Raw genomic sequence first — 16,181 nt, forward strand, 5'->3', positions numbered from 1 at the left:
TTAGAATAATGTATTTTTTACTTAGGCTCTCAAAGGTTGATTTGTTATCAAATCCAAATATTGATTTACCTTATCTTTTAAATTTTTACGAAGCGTTATAAAATCTAAAAACCCATGTTCGAGTAAAAATTCTGAAGTTTGAAAGCCTTCTGGCAATTCTTTTCCAGTAGTATCTCTTACAATTCTAGGACCGGCAAAACCAATTAAGGCGCCTGGTTCGCTAATATTTATATCTCCCAACATTGCGAAAGAAGCAGTTGTACCTCCTGTTGTAGGGTCGGTACATAAGGAAATATATGGGATGCCGGCATCTGCCAATTGCGCTAGTTTTACGGATGTTTTAGCTAATTGCATCAAAGATAATGCGGCTTCCATCATACGTGCACCTCCAGATTTGGAAATCACCATTAAGGGTATGTTATGTTTTAAGGAATAATCTGCAGCACGTGCAATTTTTTCTCCAACAACACTTCCCATAGACCCACCTATAAAGCCAAAATCCATACAGGCAACTACTAAATCTTTTCCTTTAGATTTTCCTACCGCAGTTCTTACAGCATCTTTAAGTTTGGTTTTAGCTTGAGCCGCCTTTAGGCGATCAGGGTATTTTTTTGTATCTACAAATTTTAAGGGGTCTTTAGATTCTAGCTTAGTATCTAGCTCTTTGAAGGTGTTGTCGTCAAAAAGAATTTCAAAATATTCTTTACTACCAATTCTAACATGGTAACCGTCTTCAGGACTCACGTAAAAATTTTGTTCAAGTTCTTTGGTATCTACAATTTTTCCTGTTGGAGATTTGTACCAAAGCCCTTTTGGGGTGTCCTTTTTTTCTTCTGTTGAAGTATGTATTCCTTTATTTGTTCTTTTAAACCAAGACATATGATTAACGATTTTAGATAAGCGATTTTAGATTTAAGAATCTTTATAAAATCGCTATAGATTTAAAGGAATGTAATTTTCAATTTGGGAAGACAAATTACAAACCTAAATACAAAATTAAACCTTTTTTTAACTTTGGGGTAACGCTTAAATGATTTTATTTAACACAGCTATTTTAAGTGGTTGTTTTTCAGGGTAATAAGTAAGAAAAGGTTCTGCTACATGCAGAACCTTTTGAGTGTAATTGTATTAAATTCACCTTAAATTATAAGGTGTTTACATTATTTAAATCTTCGAACGCCTTTTTTAAGCGTGCTACAAAGGTTTTTTCACCTTCTCGTAACCAAACTCTAGGGTCGTAGTATTTTTTATTAGGTGAATCGTCTCCATCAGGATTTCCAATTTGTGCCTTTAAATATTCTGATTTGGCACCCATGTAATCTCTAATGCCACTCATAAAAGCATATTGTAAATCGGTATCAATATTCATTTTGATAACCCCATAGCTAATACCTTCACGAATTTCTTCAACTGTAGAACCAGATCCTCCGTGGAATACAAAATCGATATGATTATGCTCTACACCATATTTTTTCGAGATATATTCTTGAGAATTCTTTAAGATTTTTGGTGTTAATTTTACGTTTCCCGGTTTGTAAACGCCGTGTACGTTACCAAATGCAGCTGCAATAGTAAACTGGTCGCTTACTTTACTCAATTCTTCGTACGCATAAGCAACTTCTTCTGGTTGTGTGTATAATTTAGAGTCATCTACATCTGTATTGTCAACACCATCTTCTTCGCCACCAGTAATACCAAGTTCAATTTCTAAAGTCATACCCATTTTGCTCATGCGTTTTAGGTATTGTTTGCAAATTTCAATGTTTTCTTCGATTGGCTCTTCCGAAAGGTCAATCATATGAGAACTATATAATGGTTTTCCTGTTTCTTTAAAATGTAGTTCACTTGCATCCAATAAACCATCAATCCAAGGCAATAATTTCTTAGCACAGTGGTCTGTGTGTAAAATTACTGGAACCCCATAAGCTTCAGCTAAAGTATGTACGTGTTTTGCACCTGCAATACCTCCGGCAATAGCGGCTTTTTGTCCGTCGTTATTTAAGCCCTTTCCAGCGTTAAATTGCGCTCCACCATTAGAAAATTGAATGATAACAGGAGCGTTTAAATCTCTTGCTGCTTCCAAAACTCCGTTGATTGTATTAGAACCGATAACGTTTACGGCAGGAAGTGCATAATTATTAGCTTTTGCGTGGTTAAAAATAGCTTGAACTTCTTTACCCGTAGCAACTCCCGGTTTTATATTGTGTCCCATTGTTTTATTTTAAATGATTAAAAAATTAATTAAACAAAAATAGTGATTTTTATAGATTTAAGGTCAATTAATTGACTTGAATATTAGATTTTAAGGGCTAAAACGTTTTAGTGATACAATCCCAAATTTCTAGAAAGGATAGTTGATGCCAATATTATAAGTAGCATATTTGAAATTATAATCATTAAGCCAACGATTTTGGTCTCTATAAGAAGGGTCGTAAGTTTTAAAACCGATATCAAAACGAAACACGAAAAAGCTAAAATCATAGCGCAAGCCAAAGCCTGAGCCAATGGCGACATCTTCTAAAGAATTAAAACCTGAAAACGTAGCTCGCTCATCCTCAACGTCATCAAGAACGTTCCAAATGTTTCCGATATCTACAAATAAAGCACCGTATAAGTCTCCAAAAAGGCTAAAGCGCTGTTCTGCACTTAAGGCAATTTTAAGGTTGGCTTCATTAAATTCATTAGTAGTTTCAGAACTTCCAGGGCCCAAACCGTAAGCAGTCCATGCTCTATTGTCATTGGCGCCCCCGGCAAAAAAACTTTTTGCAAACGGAATGTTAGTGGAGTTGCCATAAGGAATTGCAATTCCGAAAAAGCTTCTTACGGCAAACACATTTTTTTTACCTAAATCCCAATGCTTCACATAGTCAAACTCTGTTTTTATGTATTGTGAAAATGCTACATTAAAGAGTTCGTGTCGGTCATTACGATCTTTTGAAAGACCAATAAGTTTAGAGGCATTTGCCAATAAGTTTCCGGCCGATTCAATTTTTAGTCTGAAAATCGAAAAATCTTCATCAAACAAACTTCTTCTGTTGTCTTTAATAAAGCTATAACTTGTGGATAGTATTAAGTTGTTTTCAGTTAAACGTGTTTTGCGCTCGTCTATGGCCGATATGATTTTATAATCGTTTGAGTTAGGACTTATACTTGTATTATTGTTTAAAACATCTTGAATAAAAGTGTTTGTTACAACAGGGTCTTTTGGATTTAATTCCTGGGGATAATTAATAGCTTGAGCTATGTCATTAAGTCTGTTAAAGGAATTACTGTAGATGTTAAAATAATTATCAGTTTTTAGGTTTCTTACGTATTGAATATTCAATAAATCCAGTCTATTGGTTAGCTTGCTATTTGGACGCCAATTATAATTAAACGTCCCGCTAAGGGTTTGTTTATCTAAACCAATATTTGTTTGTCCAGATGCAGATAAGGTAATTCTGGTCGTTGGAAACATGTATTTCGGAATGATCTTCTCCGTATTAAATGGCGAAAATAATCTTGGGATTGTTAATTTTAAATCTAGTCCAAGTTCGTTAATATCAAAAAAAGGATCGTCAACATTTTTATCTATTGTCTTTCCATTTGAGGCACCAATAGCGGCAGTTCCTGATATTTCGAAGGTTTCAGCACCTTTAAAAATATTTCGTATCAATAAACTTGGGTTTAAAGCAAAACCAATAGATTGAATATTACTTTGAGATGCTTCTGCGCTAAAACCTAACCCGAATTTTTTTAATGGCGTTAAATAAATATTGGCAGTTAACGTGGAATCATTTTCTTCAATATATTCAATATCAGGATATTTAAAGGTGCGTAGTTCGCTTAAGTGTCGGTAAGTATAAGTTCTGTCGCTATCTTTAAATATTGAATTTGGTGTTATAAAAACAGCATCGGTTAATGCTTTTGGCCTATATCTTAAATCTTTATAACTAAAGAGATTGTAGTTTTTATAGGATACAGAATCTTTAAAAGGTTGGCCCTCGTTTGCAAAAGAATGGTCTGTATAAATATTAATCTCTTTTACTTTAAAAACCTTAAAGGGTTCGCGCCTTACGGAATCGGGAGTGCGAATGGCTCTATTTTGAATATTGAAATCTACATTTACCTTATGGTTAGTGCCAATGGTGTCTATTTCAACGGTAATATAGTCTTGCTTAAAATGAAAGATTCCAGAATTGCGCAATGTTCCAGTTATACGATCTCTTTCCAATTGAATATTTACGGTTCTATATTGCTCATTTTTTTTAACTAGTGCATTCTTTTTAATATTTGGGTATAAACGCTCTATTACCGGCGAAGCAATATTTTCTGAAATGGAATCTAAAATAAATGCTGGGCCTTTTTCTACATTATAAATTACTTCGGCACGTTTGTCTTCTGTTTTTTCAACCTCATAAGATGCATTAAAGTTAAGCCAACCGTTATTAACAAAATAGTCCTGAAGTCGTTTAATAGACTTTTTAGTTTTTTCTTCATTAAAAATTACTGGAGGTTCTCCTGTATTTTTCAGCCATTGATTAAATCCTAATTTAGATTCCTGAAATTTATAAAACTGCTTTTTTGATAAGAACTGTTTGATGTTTTGATTGCTAGAATCGATGAGGTTATGTGCCACAACTGAATCCATATTTGGACGCGCCAAATTGTAAATGTGCAGGCGCAAGGGCGTTCCTAAAATAGTTCTATTGGGCTTTTGGTAAATTAAACTGTTAAGCGTTTCGGAGTTGTCCTTTTTGTCATCAACAATCAAGGTGTTTTTCATTAAAAGGTGCTCGTCATCAGCAACTCGTTTTACACTATTACAAGATGTAAAACAACTAACGTAAACCAAAAGCAATAGTATTTTAAGAGAGTGCTGTTTCAAATATGCTACAATTAATCATTTCAGATGTTGATAGAACTTTAAATTCCAAATAAAATTTGTTTGGTATAAACAAAGCGTTTTTAAAACTAAACTATTGCCTTCAAAAATACATTATTTCATCTAATCTATAACCGTTAGTTTTTTAAAACCTCACAGGGCTTAAAGATATTTGTTTTTCTTTATGTTTGTATAACTATTCTAAAGGGATGCTTTCAAAAAACGAGATTAAATTTATAACGCGGTTAGGTCAAAAAAAATATAGACTTCAAGACCATTTTTTTATAGTTGAAGGTGTTAAAACCATCAACGAACTTTTGCAATCTACTTTTGAGCTTCATCAATTATATACCACGGAAACCTTCAATATTGATGCCAAAAAGGAAATTTTAATTTCAGAAAGTGCTTTAAAAAAGATAAGTTTTCTAAAAACACCCAATAAAGCTTTGGCGGTATTTAAAATCCCGCAGTCAAAACCTATAGACTTCAATAATTTAATTGTGGCTTTAGATGATGTTAGAGATCCTGGGAATTTAGGAACAATTATACGGCTTTGCGATTGGTTTGGGGTAAAAGACTTAATCTGTAGTAAGCAAACTGTGGACTGTTACAATCCAAAAGTAGTGCAAGCCACAATGGGTTCTATAGCGAGAGTGACTATTAGTTATATGGATTTAGATTTGGTTTTGAACACAACTGAATTGCCAGTTTTTGGGGCTTTTATGGACGGAAAAAACGTGTATAAAGCACAATTGCCCGAAAAAGGAATTTTGGTAATGGGCAATGAAGCCAATGGTATTTCTAAAGCTGTTGAAAATGAAGTATCCCATCGTATTGCAATTCCAAGATTTGGGGATTTAAAAGCTACTGAAAGTTTGAATGTGGCTACTGCAACATCTATTCTATTAAGTGAATTTAGAAGATCTTTATAGATTCTTAAGAAAATATTTTGAAAAGGCGGGTTGCAATTTGCAAAGTTTTTATACGTTATTTTCGTAATAATTAATTGCTTTCCACAAATGTAAATTTGTTAACCCCAAAAAAAACAAAATGAAAAAGATCTTTTTTTTAGTATTGGCCTTAAGTTTTATAACCTCCTGTGGTAACGATGATGACACTATCGAACAACCAAAACTAAGTTTTGATTATAACGAAGATTTAAGTGGCGATTTATCTAGTGATAATACTTCGCCAACATCGCTTGCCTTTGTTGTGGGGCAAAACACAATTAACGCAAATCAATCTTCTAGCGACGTAGATTATTTTACGTTTTCTGTGCCATCTGGACATGAGCTGACCCAAATTGTTGTAGATGATTATCAATCTTCTGATGATGCTGGTTTTATTGGTATTGCAAACGGAGGTACATTCCCAAAAGATAGGGCGAATACCGAAGCAAGTGATTTATTAGGCGGACTTATCTATGGTTTGCCAAACAGGGGGAATGATATTTTAGCCGATATGGGGGCATTAAATGGTGCTCAAGGGTTTACTGGCGCATTGCCTTCTGGGAGTTATTCGGTTTGGTTAAATCAAACGGGAGCATCCTCTGAGGTTTTTCTGAATTTTGTGATTGTTAAGCAATAATTTAGAAACCTACTGAAACGTAAAATTGATAAACACACCTCTTGTTTTCATGTTGGTAATGTTACTTGTCCATGGGCTATTAGGATCGTTGTCCCTAACAAGTTCATCGCTAATACCAAATAAACCTCGAATTGAAGGTGTGAATTTAAAATTATAGAAGTAGAAATCGATTCCAAACCCAAGTTCGTAAAATAGTGGGCTTTTGGTGGTTCTAAATTGTCCCTTACTATTATCGTCTGGATTGTTTTCGTTACTTGATAAATTTAACGCCGTAGAAAAGCCCCCAACTATAAAGGGTTTGAAATTATTTATCCTTTTTGTCGATACTTTAAGTAAAAAAGGCAGGTGTATATATGTAGATTTTACTTCGCGTATTAAATCAGATGCTTTAAATGCCACACCTTGAAAATATTGCTGTTTATAATATAATTCTCTGGTAGTGATAAATAAACCTGGTTCAAAACGTAAATCTAAAAAGCTGTTAACCCTTAAGTTTCCTATCAGTCCAACACTAAACCCTGGGCTGCGTATGACTTGTATATCAGGTAAATCTTCATTGTAATCAAAATTGAAATCGTAACTATTAATGCCTAGAAAATAGCCCCAACGCAATAATTTATAATCGGTTGTGCCCCTACCTTGGTTGGCATCATAAGTTATTTTTTCCTTTTTAAATAGTTGTGCTTGCGCCGTTTGAAAAGTAATTAAGAGTAATAGAGTAACTATAAGATGCTTCATAATTATTTTGACGATTTATAGATTGTTGCTACACCAAATGTTTGCGGAAAATCTTCAACATTAATAAACCCAATTTCGCGTAAAATATTGTTCAATGCTTCACCATATGGAAAAACAGATGCAGATTCACATAAATATTTGTACGCACTTCTATCTTTAGAAAACACACGCCCTATTAACGGTAAAATATTTTTGGTGTAAAACTTATAGCCTTGTTTATAAGGTGTTTTTGTGGGGATAGAAGTTTCTAATATTACAAAAACGCCACCTGGTTTTAATACTCTTAAAATTTCTTTTAAACCCTTTTTTAATGTTTCAAAATTTCTTACGCCGAAGGCTACTGTAATAGCGTCAAAGGTGTTGTCTTCAAAAGGCATGTTTTCAGAATCACCCAAAACCATTTCGATTCTAGCGGATAATCCTTTTTTATCAATTTTCTGTTTTCCAACTTCAAGCATGCCACTACTAATATCTAAACCGATAATTTTTTCAGCATTAGTATCAGCCATTGCAATCGCTAAATCCCCTGTTCCGGTAGCAATATCCAAAACAGCTTTTGGTTGCTGCGCTTTAACTAGTTTTACAACTTTTTTTCGCCATTTAACATCTATTCCAAAAGAAATAACGCGGTTTAAATTATCATAATCTCCAGAAATGGTATCAAACATTTTAGAAACCTGTTCTTTTTTACTTAAGTCGCTATCCTTGTAAGGTTTAATTTTAGACAAATTGCTGTTTTTTTGGCAAATCTACATATTTATATTATTTCTACCTAGAAAGGCTGTATCTAACTAGAAGGCCATCATAATCATACAATTTAGCGTCTTGATATTTATTTTATAGTATCTTTGTACTTCTTTTTATGAATATTTAATAATGAAAATAATAATTGCTGGAGCCGGTGAAGTTGGATTTCATTTGGCTAAATTATTGTCCTACGAATCTCAGGAAATCACTTTAATTGATCCCAATAAAGATAGTCTAGTATATGCCGATTCTCATTTAGACATAAAGGTTTTAAAAGGAGATGCAACCTCCATTAGAATATTGACTGAAGCAAAAATAAGTACTGCCGAATTGTTTATTGCAGTAACATCGTCTCAATCTACTAACATTACAGCTTGCGTATTGGCCAATCAACTTGGAGCAAATAAAACCATTGCAAGAATTTCTAATACCGAATTTATTGATTTTAAAAACAAAGGAGGGTTTACCAAATTTGGCATTGACGAAATGATTTCGCCAGAACAATTGGCAGCCCAAGAAATTGAACTTTTATTGAATCAATCTGTTTTTAATGACACCTATGAATTTGAAAATGGCGCATTAACCATGTTGGGGTTAAACCTTACAGAACCAGCTCAAATTATAGGGAAAACTGTAAAGGATGCGGCTCAAATGTTTCCAGATGTGCATTTTGTACCCATTGCCATTCAGCGTTTTGGTTCGCACTTAACAACCATTCCTAGAGGAGATACGATGCTTTCCGAAGGCGATCATGTTGTTTTTATAACCTCTAAAGGTGGCGACGAAGAGTTGTGTAAATTGGCAGGACTTTTTAAAACTGAAATTAAAAATGTAATGATTCTTGGAGGCGGAAGAATAGGAAGAAAAACGGCAAAGGGTTTAACAAAAGTAAACGGAAGGTTTAATGTCAAGTTGGTTGAAAATGATAAAGAACGTGCTTTTGAATTGGCAGATCGTTTGCCTAATACGTTAATAATTAATGGGGACGGACGAAATGTTGAACTATTGGAAGAAGAAAACATTACCGAAATGGATGCTTTTATTGCGGTTACCGGAAATTCTGAAACTAATATTATTTCTAGCCTAGTTGCAAAAAATAGAGGCGTTAAAAAAACCATTGCTCTAGTAGAAAACATGGATTATTTTGAGCTTTCGCATTCCATAGGAATTGATACATTAATTAATAAAAAACTGTTAGCTGCCAATAGTATCTTTAGGTATATTAGAAAAGGAGATGTAGTTGCGATGACAAAATTAAGCAGTATGGATGCTGAACTTTTAGAGTTTATTGTGAAGCCAAAATCTAAGATTTGTGATAAAGTCATTAAAGACATAGATTTCCCGCTTACCGCAATTATTGGTGGTGTTATTAGACATGGAAAAGGCATGCTTGCCCTTGGTGATTTTAAAATTATAACTGGAGATAGAGTTGTTGTTTGTTGTCTGCCAACCTCTATTAAAAAAGTCGAAAGTTTTTTCTATTAGCCTAATATAAACCTGCGTGAAACTAAATTACAGAATTATTGTCCACTTTTTCGGTTTACTGTTATTGTTCAATGGTGGGTTTATGCTCATCTCTGCGCTCATAAGTTTTATTTACGACGATGGTGTTACCTTAAATTTAGTTTTTTCCGGTCTTTTAGTATTGGTTTTAGGTGCTATTTCCATGCTATCTTCATTAAAACATAGAAAGGAAATGAATAGGCGAGAAGGTTATGCAGTTGTAGCCTTTGGTTGGGTTATCATGACGCTTTCAGGTACTGTTCCGTATTTGTTTACCGGGGCAATTCCTAACTTCACAAATGCGTTTTTCGAAACCATGTCAGGCTATACCACAACAGGAGCCTCTATATTAAATGATATTGAAGCGATGCCAGAAGGTGTTTTGTTTTGGCGCAGTTTAACCCATTGGATAGGAGGTATGGGTATTATCGTTCTCGCTATTGCCATTTTACCATTATTGGGAATTGGGGGCATGGAATTATTTGCTGCCGAAGCCCCAGGGCCAAGTGCCGATAAATTACACCCTAGAATTACAGATACCGCAAAGCGATTATGGCTTATTTATTTTGGATATACCGCCGCCGAAACTATTTTATTACAAGTTGCTGGTATGTCGTTTTTCGATGCTGTTAATCATGCTATGTGTACACTTTCAACAGGTGGCTTTTCTACAAAAAACGCAAGTGTCGCCTATTGGAACGGGCAACCAATAATTCAATATATCATCATTGTATTTATGTTTTTAGCGGGAGCCAATTTTGTGTTGAGCTACTTTGCATTTAAAGGTAAAGTTCAAAAGGTAATTCAGGATGAAGAGTTTAAATTGTACTTTAAGTTTATAGCCATTTTTACTGTAATAGCGGCACTTTTAATCTATTTTAGAGCAGATGTATCAGCATCATCCATAGTACATCCGATGGTTTGGGGGGAGGGAGAAAGTGCTTTAAGGCATGCCTTGTTCCAGGTATTGGCAATTATAACCACCACGGGATTTGTAACTGCCGATTATACCCTATGGACACCGTTTTTGGTAGTATTGTTTTTTGGATTGATGTTTTTAGGAGGGTCTGCGGGCAGTACATCTGGAGGTGTTAAAGTGGTAAGACATTTAATTTTGATAAAGAATGGATTCTTGGAATTTAAGCGCTCTCTGCATCCAAGTGCCATATTGCCAGTACGTTACAATATGAAAGCCATTTCGGGTGATATCGTTTTTAATATTTTAGCCTTTTTTATTTTGTACATGCTATCGTTTATTATCGGCGCATTGGTGTTCGCGACCTTTCAAATAGATTTTGAATCGGCTATTGGTTTGTCGGCTTCCAGTTTAGGAAATGTAGGGCCGGCACTTGGCGATTTTGGACCAGTTAATAATTATGCCGCATTACCGCCTTTAGCCAAATGGTGGGCTTCTTTTTTAATGCTTATTGGGCGTTTGGAATTGTTTACGGTATTGGTTTTGTTTACACCTTTTTTCTGGAGGAATAGATAATCTTTATAATCTGTCGCTTCAATTTTTAGGATTTATCAAAATATACTTTCATCACAGAAACTAGAACAGTATAAGTCATAAAGCTTGTTTCAGATTTTGCTCAACTCGTTCCCAAGAATAAAACTTAGTATCTCCTTTTTCCATTCTAGCTAATCTATTATCTAGTTCTTCCTTTTGAGCTTCTGTAACATCAAAATCTTCATTTTCACTTTTAAGAAGCAGCTTAATTTTGTTAATTACAGACTCTTTTTGGGTTTCAAGTAGTAATTTAACCAATTCAATTTTTTCAGCTTGTATGTCCATAACGGGTATATTGTTGACCTAATTTAGTAAAATTAAGTGATTTCTATAGTGTGTACGCTCTCTTTTTTATTTCTAGTTTAGTGCTTATATAAATCCCAATTTCTTAGCTTCTTTTACAAGACTAAAATGTTTAGCATTATTAATATTTAAAAGCGATTTTAGTTTTGCTTTTCTAACCTCTATAGTACGATGGGATAAGGTGATGTGCTTGCAAAGGTCTTTAGTTTTTACACCCATAGACAAATGGTATAAAATCTGCCTATCGAAATCATCTATGGTAATATTTTTAGAGGTGTGTTGGGTATATTCCTCTACAGATTTACAAAAATATTTATGACCTTCTAGTACGAGTTCTATTACTTTCTTTAAATCTTTTGGATCTGATTTAGCTTTAATAATAAATCCTTCTGGGTTTAATTCATCTATAATACTGTTAATTCTAAATCCTTCAGAGATATTAGTTGATACAATTATTTTGGTGTCCTTTTGTGTGTTACGTATTAAAAGTCCTAAATCTTCGCCGCACAAATAGTGTTCGTTTTTAGAAATAGGGAGTTGTAAATCCAGCACTATTAATTCATACGTTTTAGATTTTATATGTTGTACAGCGGTATCACAATTATTGGCAAAAGTGATGTGTAGCGGCGTGCTTAAGCTGTTTTCTAAAAGGTGTTTGTAACCTTGGCAAGTAAAAGGACAATCTTCAATAATAAGTAGGTTTATTCTGTTTGTAGGCATTAAGTTCAATTATTACGGTTGTTCAAATGTAGGTTTTTTTTTTTTTTAATTGTTTTATTTCTTACAAATATGTGGAAAAACCACAATGAACACGTTAAAAAAAGCCGTTGATTTGTAAAATAAATAAGGAATATGTCGAAAATCCTAAAAAAAGAGTAGACATTTAATTTAAAAATTTTAATTTTATGAAAACATTGGGTTTAAAACAGATGGAAGATGTAGAAGGTGGAGATTGGAGTTGTATTGCTGGTACTATTGGTTTGGTTGGATTAGGAATAGCAATCACTACAACAACAGCAGGAGTGGGGTCTTTAGCTTGGGGCGGGATGATGATTAGTGCATTTGGTGTAGGTGGGTCTTTAGGACATTGTGCCTATATGCTTTCTTCAGAAAAGAAATCTATTTATCAAGGTGAAGTAGAGAACTATCGTTTATAAGTTTCAGGTACAAACTAATAATTTTATTATGAGTTACAAAGGAAAAATTATATTACAGTTAATTGGCTTTTTGCTACTAGGTCTTTTAATTGCTAGATTTAATTTAGATGAAAAAATATCTATTTCTAATTTTTATAAAAAATTTGATGTAGTAATGCATCTTTTAATAATTATAGGAATGTTTTTAATGTCTTTTAGTAAAAAAAGCTCTACAAACTAAATTAATTGTTAATTATTATAAGACGTAAAATACAACTGAATTTTTACGTCTTATTAATTATATTAGATCCAATTATTGAATAATCTTCATTTTAAAAATATTTTTTTTCAGTTTTTTATACTTGTTATTTTGTCCATATTGTTCAGTATCATGTCTAAAGCAATACTCAACATTGATGGTTTGATAGAAATTTCAGCTTATGAGTATTTAACTTCTAAGGAAGTACTGGAAATAATAGAAATAAGAAACACTTGGAAGTGGTTAGGGTATTTAACTATACCCTTGTTGCTCTTATTGAAATTAAGTGTGATAGCAGCAATCTTGGATGCAGGTTCCTTTTTTTTTAACAAAGACATAAAGTATAAAAGCTTATTCAATATTGTTGTAAAAGCAGAATTTGTGTTTCTATTGGTTATAGTTTTTAAAACCACTTGGTTTTATGTATTTCAACAAGATTACACTTTAGAAGATTTACAGTCTTTCTATCCCCTGTCTGCGATAAATATTACAGGCTATGATAATTTACAACCTTGGTTTGTTTACCCTTTACAAGTGCTTAATTTATTTGAGTTCGCCTATTGGGTAATACTCGCTTACTTATTGGGTAAAGCATTCAATGAAAATACAGATAAGGGGCTAACTATTGTAGCGAGCAGCTATGGTGTTGGTTTGGTTATTTGGGTTGTAACTGTTATGTTTTTTACACTAAATATGAGTTAAGATAGATTCCTGTTTTCACAGGAAGAGTAATTATGAGAAAAACAATAAAAATTTCAGTCCTAATTTTAGTTCTAGGGCTTACATCCTATTTAGTATATGGTGTAATTACCAAAATGAAATATAAGTCTGATGTTGAAAACACATTACAAACAATTCCTAATTTTAATTTTAAAACTTTGGAAAATGAAAATTTTTCGAATGCAGACTTACCCTCAGATACACCAACAGTTTTTATATATTTTAATACCGAGTGTGATTATTGCCAACACGAAGCGCAGAGTATTAATGCGTCTTTAGATGAATTTAAAGACGTTCAATTACTTTTTGTTTCTACTGAAGAGGCTAAGATTATTGAAACATTTGCTAAAAAATACAATTTATTAAACACACAAAATATTATATTTTTAAATGATACAACTCATAGTTTTTCTCGTCGATTTGATGCTACATCTATTCCTTATGTTCTAATTTATAATAGTAAACAAGAGCTTATTAAAAAACATAAAGGACAACTAAAAGCTGAAACTATTATTAACCTTATTAAAAAGAGCAACTAGTTATTTAGAATCAGCTGCGGCATCACATTATTTATGAAACGTAATTCCCAAACTAATCTTTCTCAAAAACAACTAGAGAAAACATTTGTATTACAACACGACCAAAGTGATTGTGGTGTAGCATGTTTATTATCCGTGATTAAATTCTACGAAGGTTCAAACTCCTTAGAAAAACTTAGAGAATTAAGTGGAACAACAAAACAGGGCACAACACTTTTAGGCTTATATCAAGCCGCTAATAATTTGGGGTTTGCTGCACAAGGCAATGAAGCAGGTATTCAAGATTTAATGGAACATAAAGCACCTCTTATTATTCATGTAGTTATAGACGAACGTTTACAACATTATTTAGTGTGTTATGGTTTTAAAAATAACAAATTTACTATTGGAGATCCATCTAAAGGAATTATCTACTATACAAAAAGTGAATTAGAAGCCATTTGGAAATCAAAGACCTGCTTGACTTTAACTCCAAACAAAGATTTTATAAAGGACCAAACTTTAAAGTCTAATAAAAAGAAATGGTTTGTAAATTTGCTAAAAGAAGATTATAAATTATTAGCATTTAGTGTGTTGCTAGGTATTGCTATTGCGCTTTTAGGAATGGCAATGGCTGTTTTTTCGCAAAAGTTAATAGATGATATTCTACCCTCTAAAGATTTTAATAAGCTTATTACTGGAATAGTTTTAGTTTCGTTTTTACTTTTAGTAAAAGTGCTATTTAGCTCAGTAAGAAGTTATTTTTTAATACGGCAATCCAAAGATTTTAATAATAGAATTATTGATAATTTTTACACAGCATTATTAAACTTGCCAAAACTATTTTTTGATACCCGAAAAATAGGAGAATTAGTTGCAAGGTTAAACGATACGCAACGTGTGCAAGGGGTTATAAGTATGGTGGTAAGTAGCGTAATCATAAATATTTTGGTAACTATAATATCATTAATATTTTTATTTTACTATTCTTGGCAAACAGGTGTAATAGCTTTGGTTAGTTTGCCTTTTTATTTTTTCTTAGTTTATAGTTTTAATACCCCTATTAAAGTTATCCAAAAAGAAGTGATGCAAAATTATGCGCTTAACGAAAGCAACTATATTACCTCTATGCAAGGCATTGCCACTATAAAAAACAATAACAGGCAAAGTGTTTTTAAAACTATAAATCAGCTAATTTATGGTAATTACCAGAATAGTGTATTTAACCTCGGGAAACTCAATATTAGACTTTCTGTTTTTTCTGGAGTTTTTAGTGTGCTTTTTTTGATTGGAATTTTACTTTATACTAGTGTTCAGGTTTATCATGACGCAATGCAATTAGGCGAACTTATGGCTGTTTTAGGTATTGCAGGAAGTTTGCTGCCGTCGGTTGCAAGTTTAGCGTTAATATCAATACCAATTAGTGAAGCCAAAGTAGCTTTTAATAGAATGTATGAATTTGCATCTATAGAAAAAGAATCTATAGGAACTGAACGTATTGAAGATTTTACATCCTTAAATATTGCAAATTTATCGTTTCGTTTTGCTGGACGTAGCCAGTTGTTGAAATCTATAAATTTAAAAGTTCAAAAAAATGAATGTATTGCCATAGTTGGAGAAAGTGGTTGTGGTAAAAGCACTTTAGGTCAAATTATTCAAAAGTTTTATACTTTTGAAAGTGGAGAAATTAGTATTAACACTAAAAGTCATTTACAAGATATTAATACAAAAGATTGGCGAAATATTATTGGAGTAGTGCCTCAGGATATCACTATATTTAATGGGAATCTAGTAGATAATATAGTTTTAGGAAAAGAAGACAAACCAGAAAATATTATTAAGTTTTGTCAAGATTATGGTTTCGAAAAGTTTATTGATACGCTACCTCAAGGTTATGGAACTATTTTAGGGGAAGAAGGCGTTAATTTATCTGGAGGGCAGAAACAATTATTAGCACTAATGCGTGTGCTTTATAAAAGGCCGCAATTGTTGCTGTTAGATGAATTTACTTCTGCAATGGATAGAAATACAGAACAGTTTGTTGTTAATTTGCTGAACAAACTGAAAACTGAAATGAGCATTATATTTATTTCACATAGACTTCATTCATTAAAACACATTGCAGATAGAATTTATGTTATTGAGAATGGTGCTTCTTTAGTATCGGGAAACCACCACCAATTAATGCAGAATGAAAATTTTTATAGCGAGTTTTGGAATCAGATTTTGGAAGTTGGTTAAACAAAAAGACCTTTCAGGTTTTAAAACCTGAAAGGTCTGGATATGTTATTAGTAC

General features: G+C 32.9%; 16 protein-coding genes. 9 read left to right on the forward strand and 7 right to left on the reverse strand.

The window, feature by feature from the left end:
* Positions 1 to 21: 21 nt before the first annotated feature.
* The 3 genes from accD to ABXQ82_RS10960 form a co-directional block, all read right to left on the reverse strand.
* Positions 22 to 879: an acetyl-CoA carboxylase, carboxyltransferase subunit beta gene (gene accD / locus ABXQ82_RS10950; protein WP_367059157.1), complete on the reverse strand. Its 858-nt coding sequence runs from the start codon at positions 877 to 879 to the stop codon at positions 22 to 24.
* Positions 880 to 1,144: 265 nt separating this feature from the next.
* Positions 1,145 to 2,212: a class II fructose-bisphosphate aldolase gene (gene fbaA, locus ABXQ82_RS10955; RefSeq protein ID WP_367059160.1), complete on the reverse strand. Its 1,068-nt coding sequence runs from the start codon at positions 2,210 to 2,212 to the stop codon at positions 1,145 to 1,147.
* 129 nt (positions 2,213 to 2,341) lie between these two features.
* Complete coding sequence (locus tag ABXQ82_RS10960) at positions 2,342 to 4,867, reverse strand: BamA/TamA family outer membrane protein (protein WP_367059163.1); 2,526 nt, start codon at positions 4,865 to 4,867, stop codon at positions 2,342 to 2,344.
* A gap of 206 nt (positions 4,868 to 5,073) precedes the next feature.
* On the opposite strand from ABXQ82_RS10960, the gene ABXQ82_RS10965 reads away from it, so the two are divergent.
* Positions 5,074 to 5,796: an RNA methyltransferase gene (locus tag ABXQ82_RS10965; protein WP_367059166.1), complete on the forward strand. Its 723-nt coding sequence runs from the start codon at positions 5,074 to 5,076 to the stop codon at positions 5,794 to 5,796.
* A 118-nt stretch (positions 5,797 to 5,914) separates the two neighbouring features.
* On the forward strand, positions 5,915 to 6,451 hold the full coding sequence (locus tag ABXQ82_RS10970; RefSeq protein WP_367059169.1) for a hypothetical protein: 537 nt from the start codon (positions 5,915 to 5,917) through the stop codon (positions 6,449 to 6,451).
* Between the two features lie 9 nt (positions 6,452 to 6,460).
* Here ABXQ82_RS10970 and ABXQ82_RS10975 read toward each other — a convergent pair whose 3' ends face one another.
* A complete protein-coding gene (locus ABXQ82_RS10975; RefSeq protein WP_367059172.1) occupies positions 6,461 to 7,189 on the reverse strand; it encodes a porin family protein in 729 nt (242 codons plus the stop codon).
* Between the two features lie 2 nt (positions 7,190 to 7,191).
* The gene (ubiE, locus tag ABXQ82_RS10980; RefSeq protein ID WP_367059175.1) at positions 7,192 to 7,917 is read right to left on the reverse strand and encodes a bifunctional demethylmenaquinone methyltransferase/2-methoxy-6-polyprenyl-1,4-benzoquinol methylase UbiE; all 726 of its coding nucleotides are present in this window, start codon (positions 7,915 to 7,917) and stop codon (positions 7,192 to 7,194) included.
* Positions 7,918 to 8,065: 148 nt separating this feature from the next.
* On the opposite strand from ubiE, the gene trkA reads away from it, so the two are divergent.
* Together trkA and ABXQ82_RS10990 are read left to right on the forward strand one after the other, a co-directional pair.
* Positions 8,066 to 9,421: a Trk system potassium transporter TrkA gene (gene trkA / locus ABXQ82_RS10985; protein ID WP_367059178.1), complete on the forward strand. Its 1,356-nt coding sequence runs from the start codon at positions 8,066 to 8,068 to the stop codon at positions 9,419 to 9,421.
* Between the two features lie 16 nt (positions 9,422 to 9,437).
* Entirely contained in the window at positions 9,438 to 10,931 is a 1,494-nt protein-coding gene (locus ABXQ82_RS10990; RefSeq protein WP_367059181.1) for a potassium transporter TrkG, read from the forward strand.
* 75 nt (positions 10,932 to 11,006) lie between these two features.
* On the opposite strand, the gene ABXQ82_RS10995 is transcribed toward ABXQ82_RS10990, so the two are convergent.
* Together ABXQ82_RS10995 and ABXQ82_RS11000 are read right to left on the reverse strand one after the other, a co-directional pair.
* A complete protein-coding gene (locus ABXQ82_RS10995; RefSeq protein ID WP_367059184.1) occupies positions 11,007 to 11,234 on the reverse strand; it encodes an addiction module protein in 228 nt (75 codons plus the stop codon).
* Between the two features lie 84 nt (positions 11,235 to 11,318).
* On the reverse strand, positions 11,319 to 11,972 hold the full coding sequence (locus ABXQ82_RS11000; protein WP_367059187.1) for a response regulator: 654 nt from the start codon (positions 11,970 to 11,972) through the stop codon (positions 11,319 to 11,321).
* A 185-nt stretch (positions 11,973 to 12,157) separates the two neighbouring features.
* On the opposite strand from ABXQ82_RS11000, the gene ABXQ82_RS11005 reads away from it, so the two are divergent.
* The 5 genes from ABXQ82_RS11005 to ABXQ82_RS11025 all read left to right on the forward strand — a co-directional run bounded on the left by ABXQ82_RS11005 (position 12,158) and on the right by ABXQ82_RS11025 (position 16,126).
* Positions 12,158 to 12,409: a hypothetical protein gene (locus tag ABXQ82_RS11005; RefSeq protein WP_367059190.1), complete on the forward strand. Its 252-nt coding sequence runs from the start codon at positions 12,158 to 12,160 to the stop codon at positions 12,407 to 12,409.
* A 28-nt stretch (positions 12,410 to 12,437) separates the two neighbouring features.
* Positions 12,438 to 12,629 (forward strand): hypothetical protein, encoded by a 192-nt coding sequence (locus tag ABXQ82_RS11010; protein WP_367059193.1) that lies wholly within the window; start codon positions 12,438 to 12,440, stop codon positions 12,627 to 12,629.
* Between the two features lie 150 nt (positions 12,630 to 12,779).
* Positions 12,780 to 13,349, forward strand: coding sequence for a hypothetical protein (locus tag ABXQ82_RS11015; protein ID WP_367059196.1), 570 nt, complete (start codon positions 12,780 to 12,782; stop codon positions 13,347 to 13,349).
* 32 nt (positions 13,350 to 13,381) lie between these two features.
* Complete coding sequence (locus tag ABXQ82_RS11020; RefSeq protein WP_367059199.1) at positions 13,382 to 13,906, forward strand: redoxin domain-containing protein; 525 nt, start codon at positions 13,382 to 13,384, stop codon at positions 13,904 to 13,906.
* Between the two features lie 33 nt (positions 13,907 to 13,939).
* Positions 13,940 to 16,126: a peptidase domain-containing ABC transporter gene (locus ABXQ82_RS11025; protein WP_367059202.1), complete on the forward strand. Its 2,187-nt coding sequence runs from the start codon at positions 13,940 to 13,942 to the stop codon at positions 16,124 to 16,126.
* Positions 16,127 to 16,181 lie beyond the last annotated feature (55 nt).

This window comes from Algibacter sp. 2305UL17-15, assembly GCF_040720935.1.
Lineage (GTDB): Bacteria > Bacteroidota > Bacteroidia > Flavobacteriales > Flavobacteriaceae > Jejuia.

Coding starts and splice junctions, on each gene's coding strand:
- accD (WP_367059157.1), bottom strand. CDS start 879: ATGTCTTGGTTTAAAAGAACAAATAAAGGAATACATACTTCAACAGAA.
- fbaA (WP_367059160.1), bottom strand. CDS start 2,212: ATGGGACACAATATAAAACCGGGAGTTGCTACGGGTAAAGAAGTTCAA.
- ABXQ82_RS10965 (WP_367059166.1), top strand. CDS start 5,074: ATGCTTTCAAAAAACGAGATTAAATTTATAACGCGGTTAGGTCAAAAA.
- ABXQ82_RS10970 (WP_367059169.1), top strand. CDS start 5,915: ATGAAAAAGATCTTTTTTTTAGTATTGGCCTTAAGTTTTATAACCTCC.
- ABXQ82_RS10975 (WP_367059172.1), bottom strand. CDS start 7,189: ATGAAGCATCTTATAGTTACTCTATTACTCTTAATTACTTTTCAAACG.
- trkA (WP_367059178.1), top strand. CDS start 8,066: ATGAAAATAATAATTGCTGGAGCCGGTGAAGTTGGATTTCATTTGGCT.
- ABXQ82_RS10995 (WP_367059184.1), bottom strand. CDS start 11,234: ATGGACATACAAGCTGAAAAAATTGAATTGGTTAAATTACTACTTGAA.
- ABXQ82_RS11000 (WP_367059187.1), bottom strand. CDS start 11,972: ATGCCTACAAACAGAATAAACCTACTTATTATTGAAGATTGTCCTTTT.
- ABXQ82_RS11005 (WP_367059190.1), top strand. CDS start 12,158: ATGAAAACATTGGGTTTAAAACAGATGGAAGATGTAGAAGGTGGAGAT.
- ABXQ82_RS11010 (WP_367059193.1), top strand. CDS start 12,438: ATGAGTTACAAAGGAAAAATTATATTACAGTTAATTGGCTTTTTGCTA.
- ABXQ82_RS11015 (WP_367059196.1), top strand. CDS start 12,780: ATGTCTAAAGCAATACTCAACATTGATGGTTTGATAGAAATTTCAGCT.
- ABXQ82_RS11020 (WP_367059199.1), top strand. CDS start 13,382: ATGAGAAAAACAATAAAAATTTCAGTCCTAATTTTAGTTCTAGGGCTT.
- ABXQ82_RS11025 (WP_367059202.1), top strand. CDS start 13,940: ATGAAACGTAATTCCCAAACTAATCTTTCTCAAAAACAACTAGAGAAA.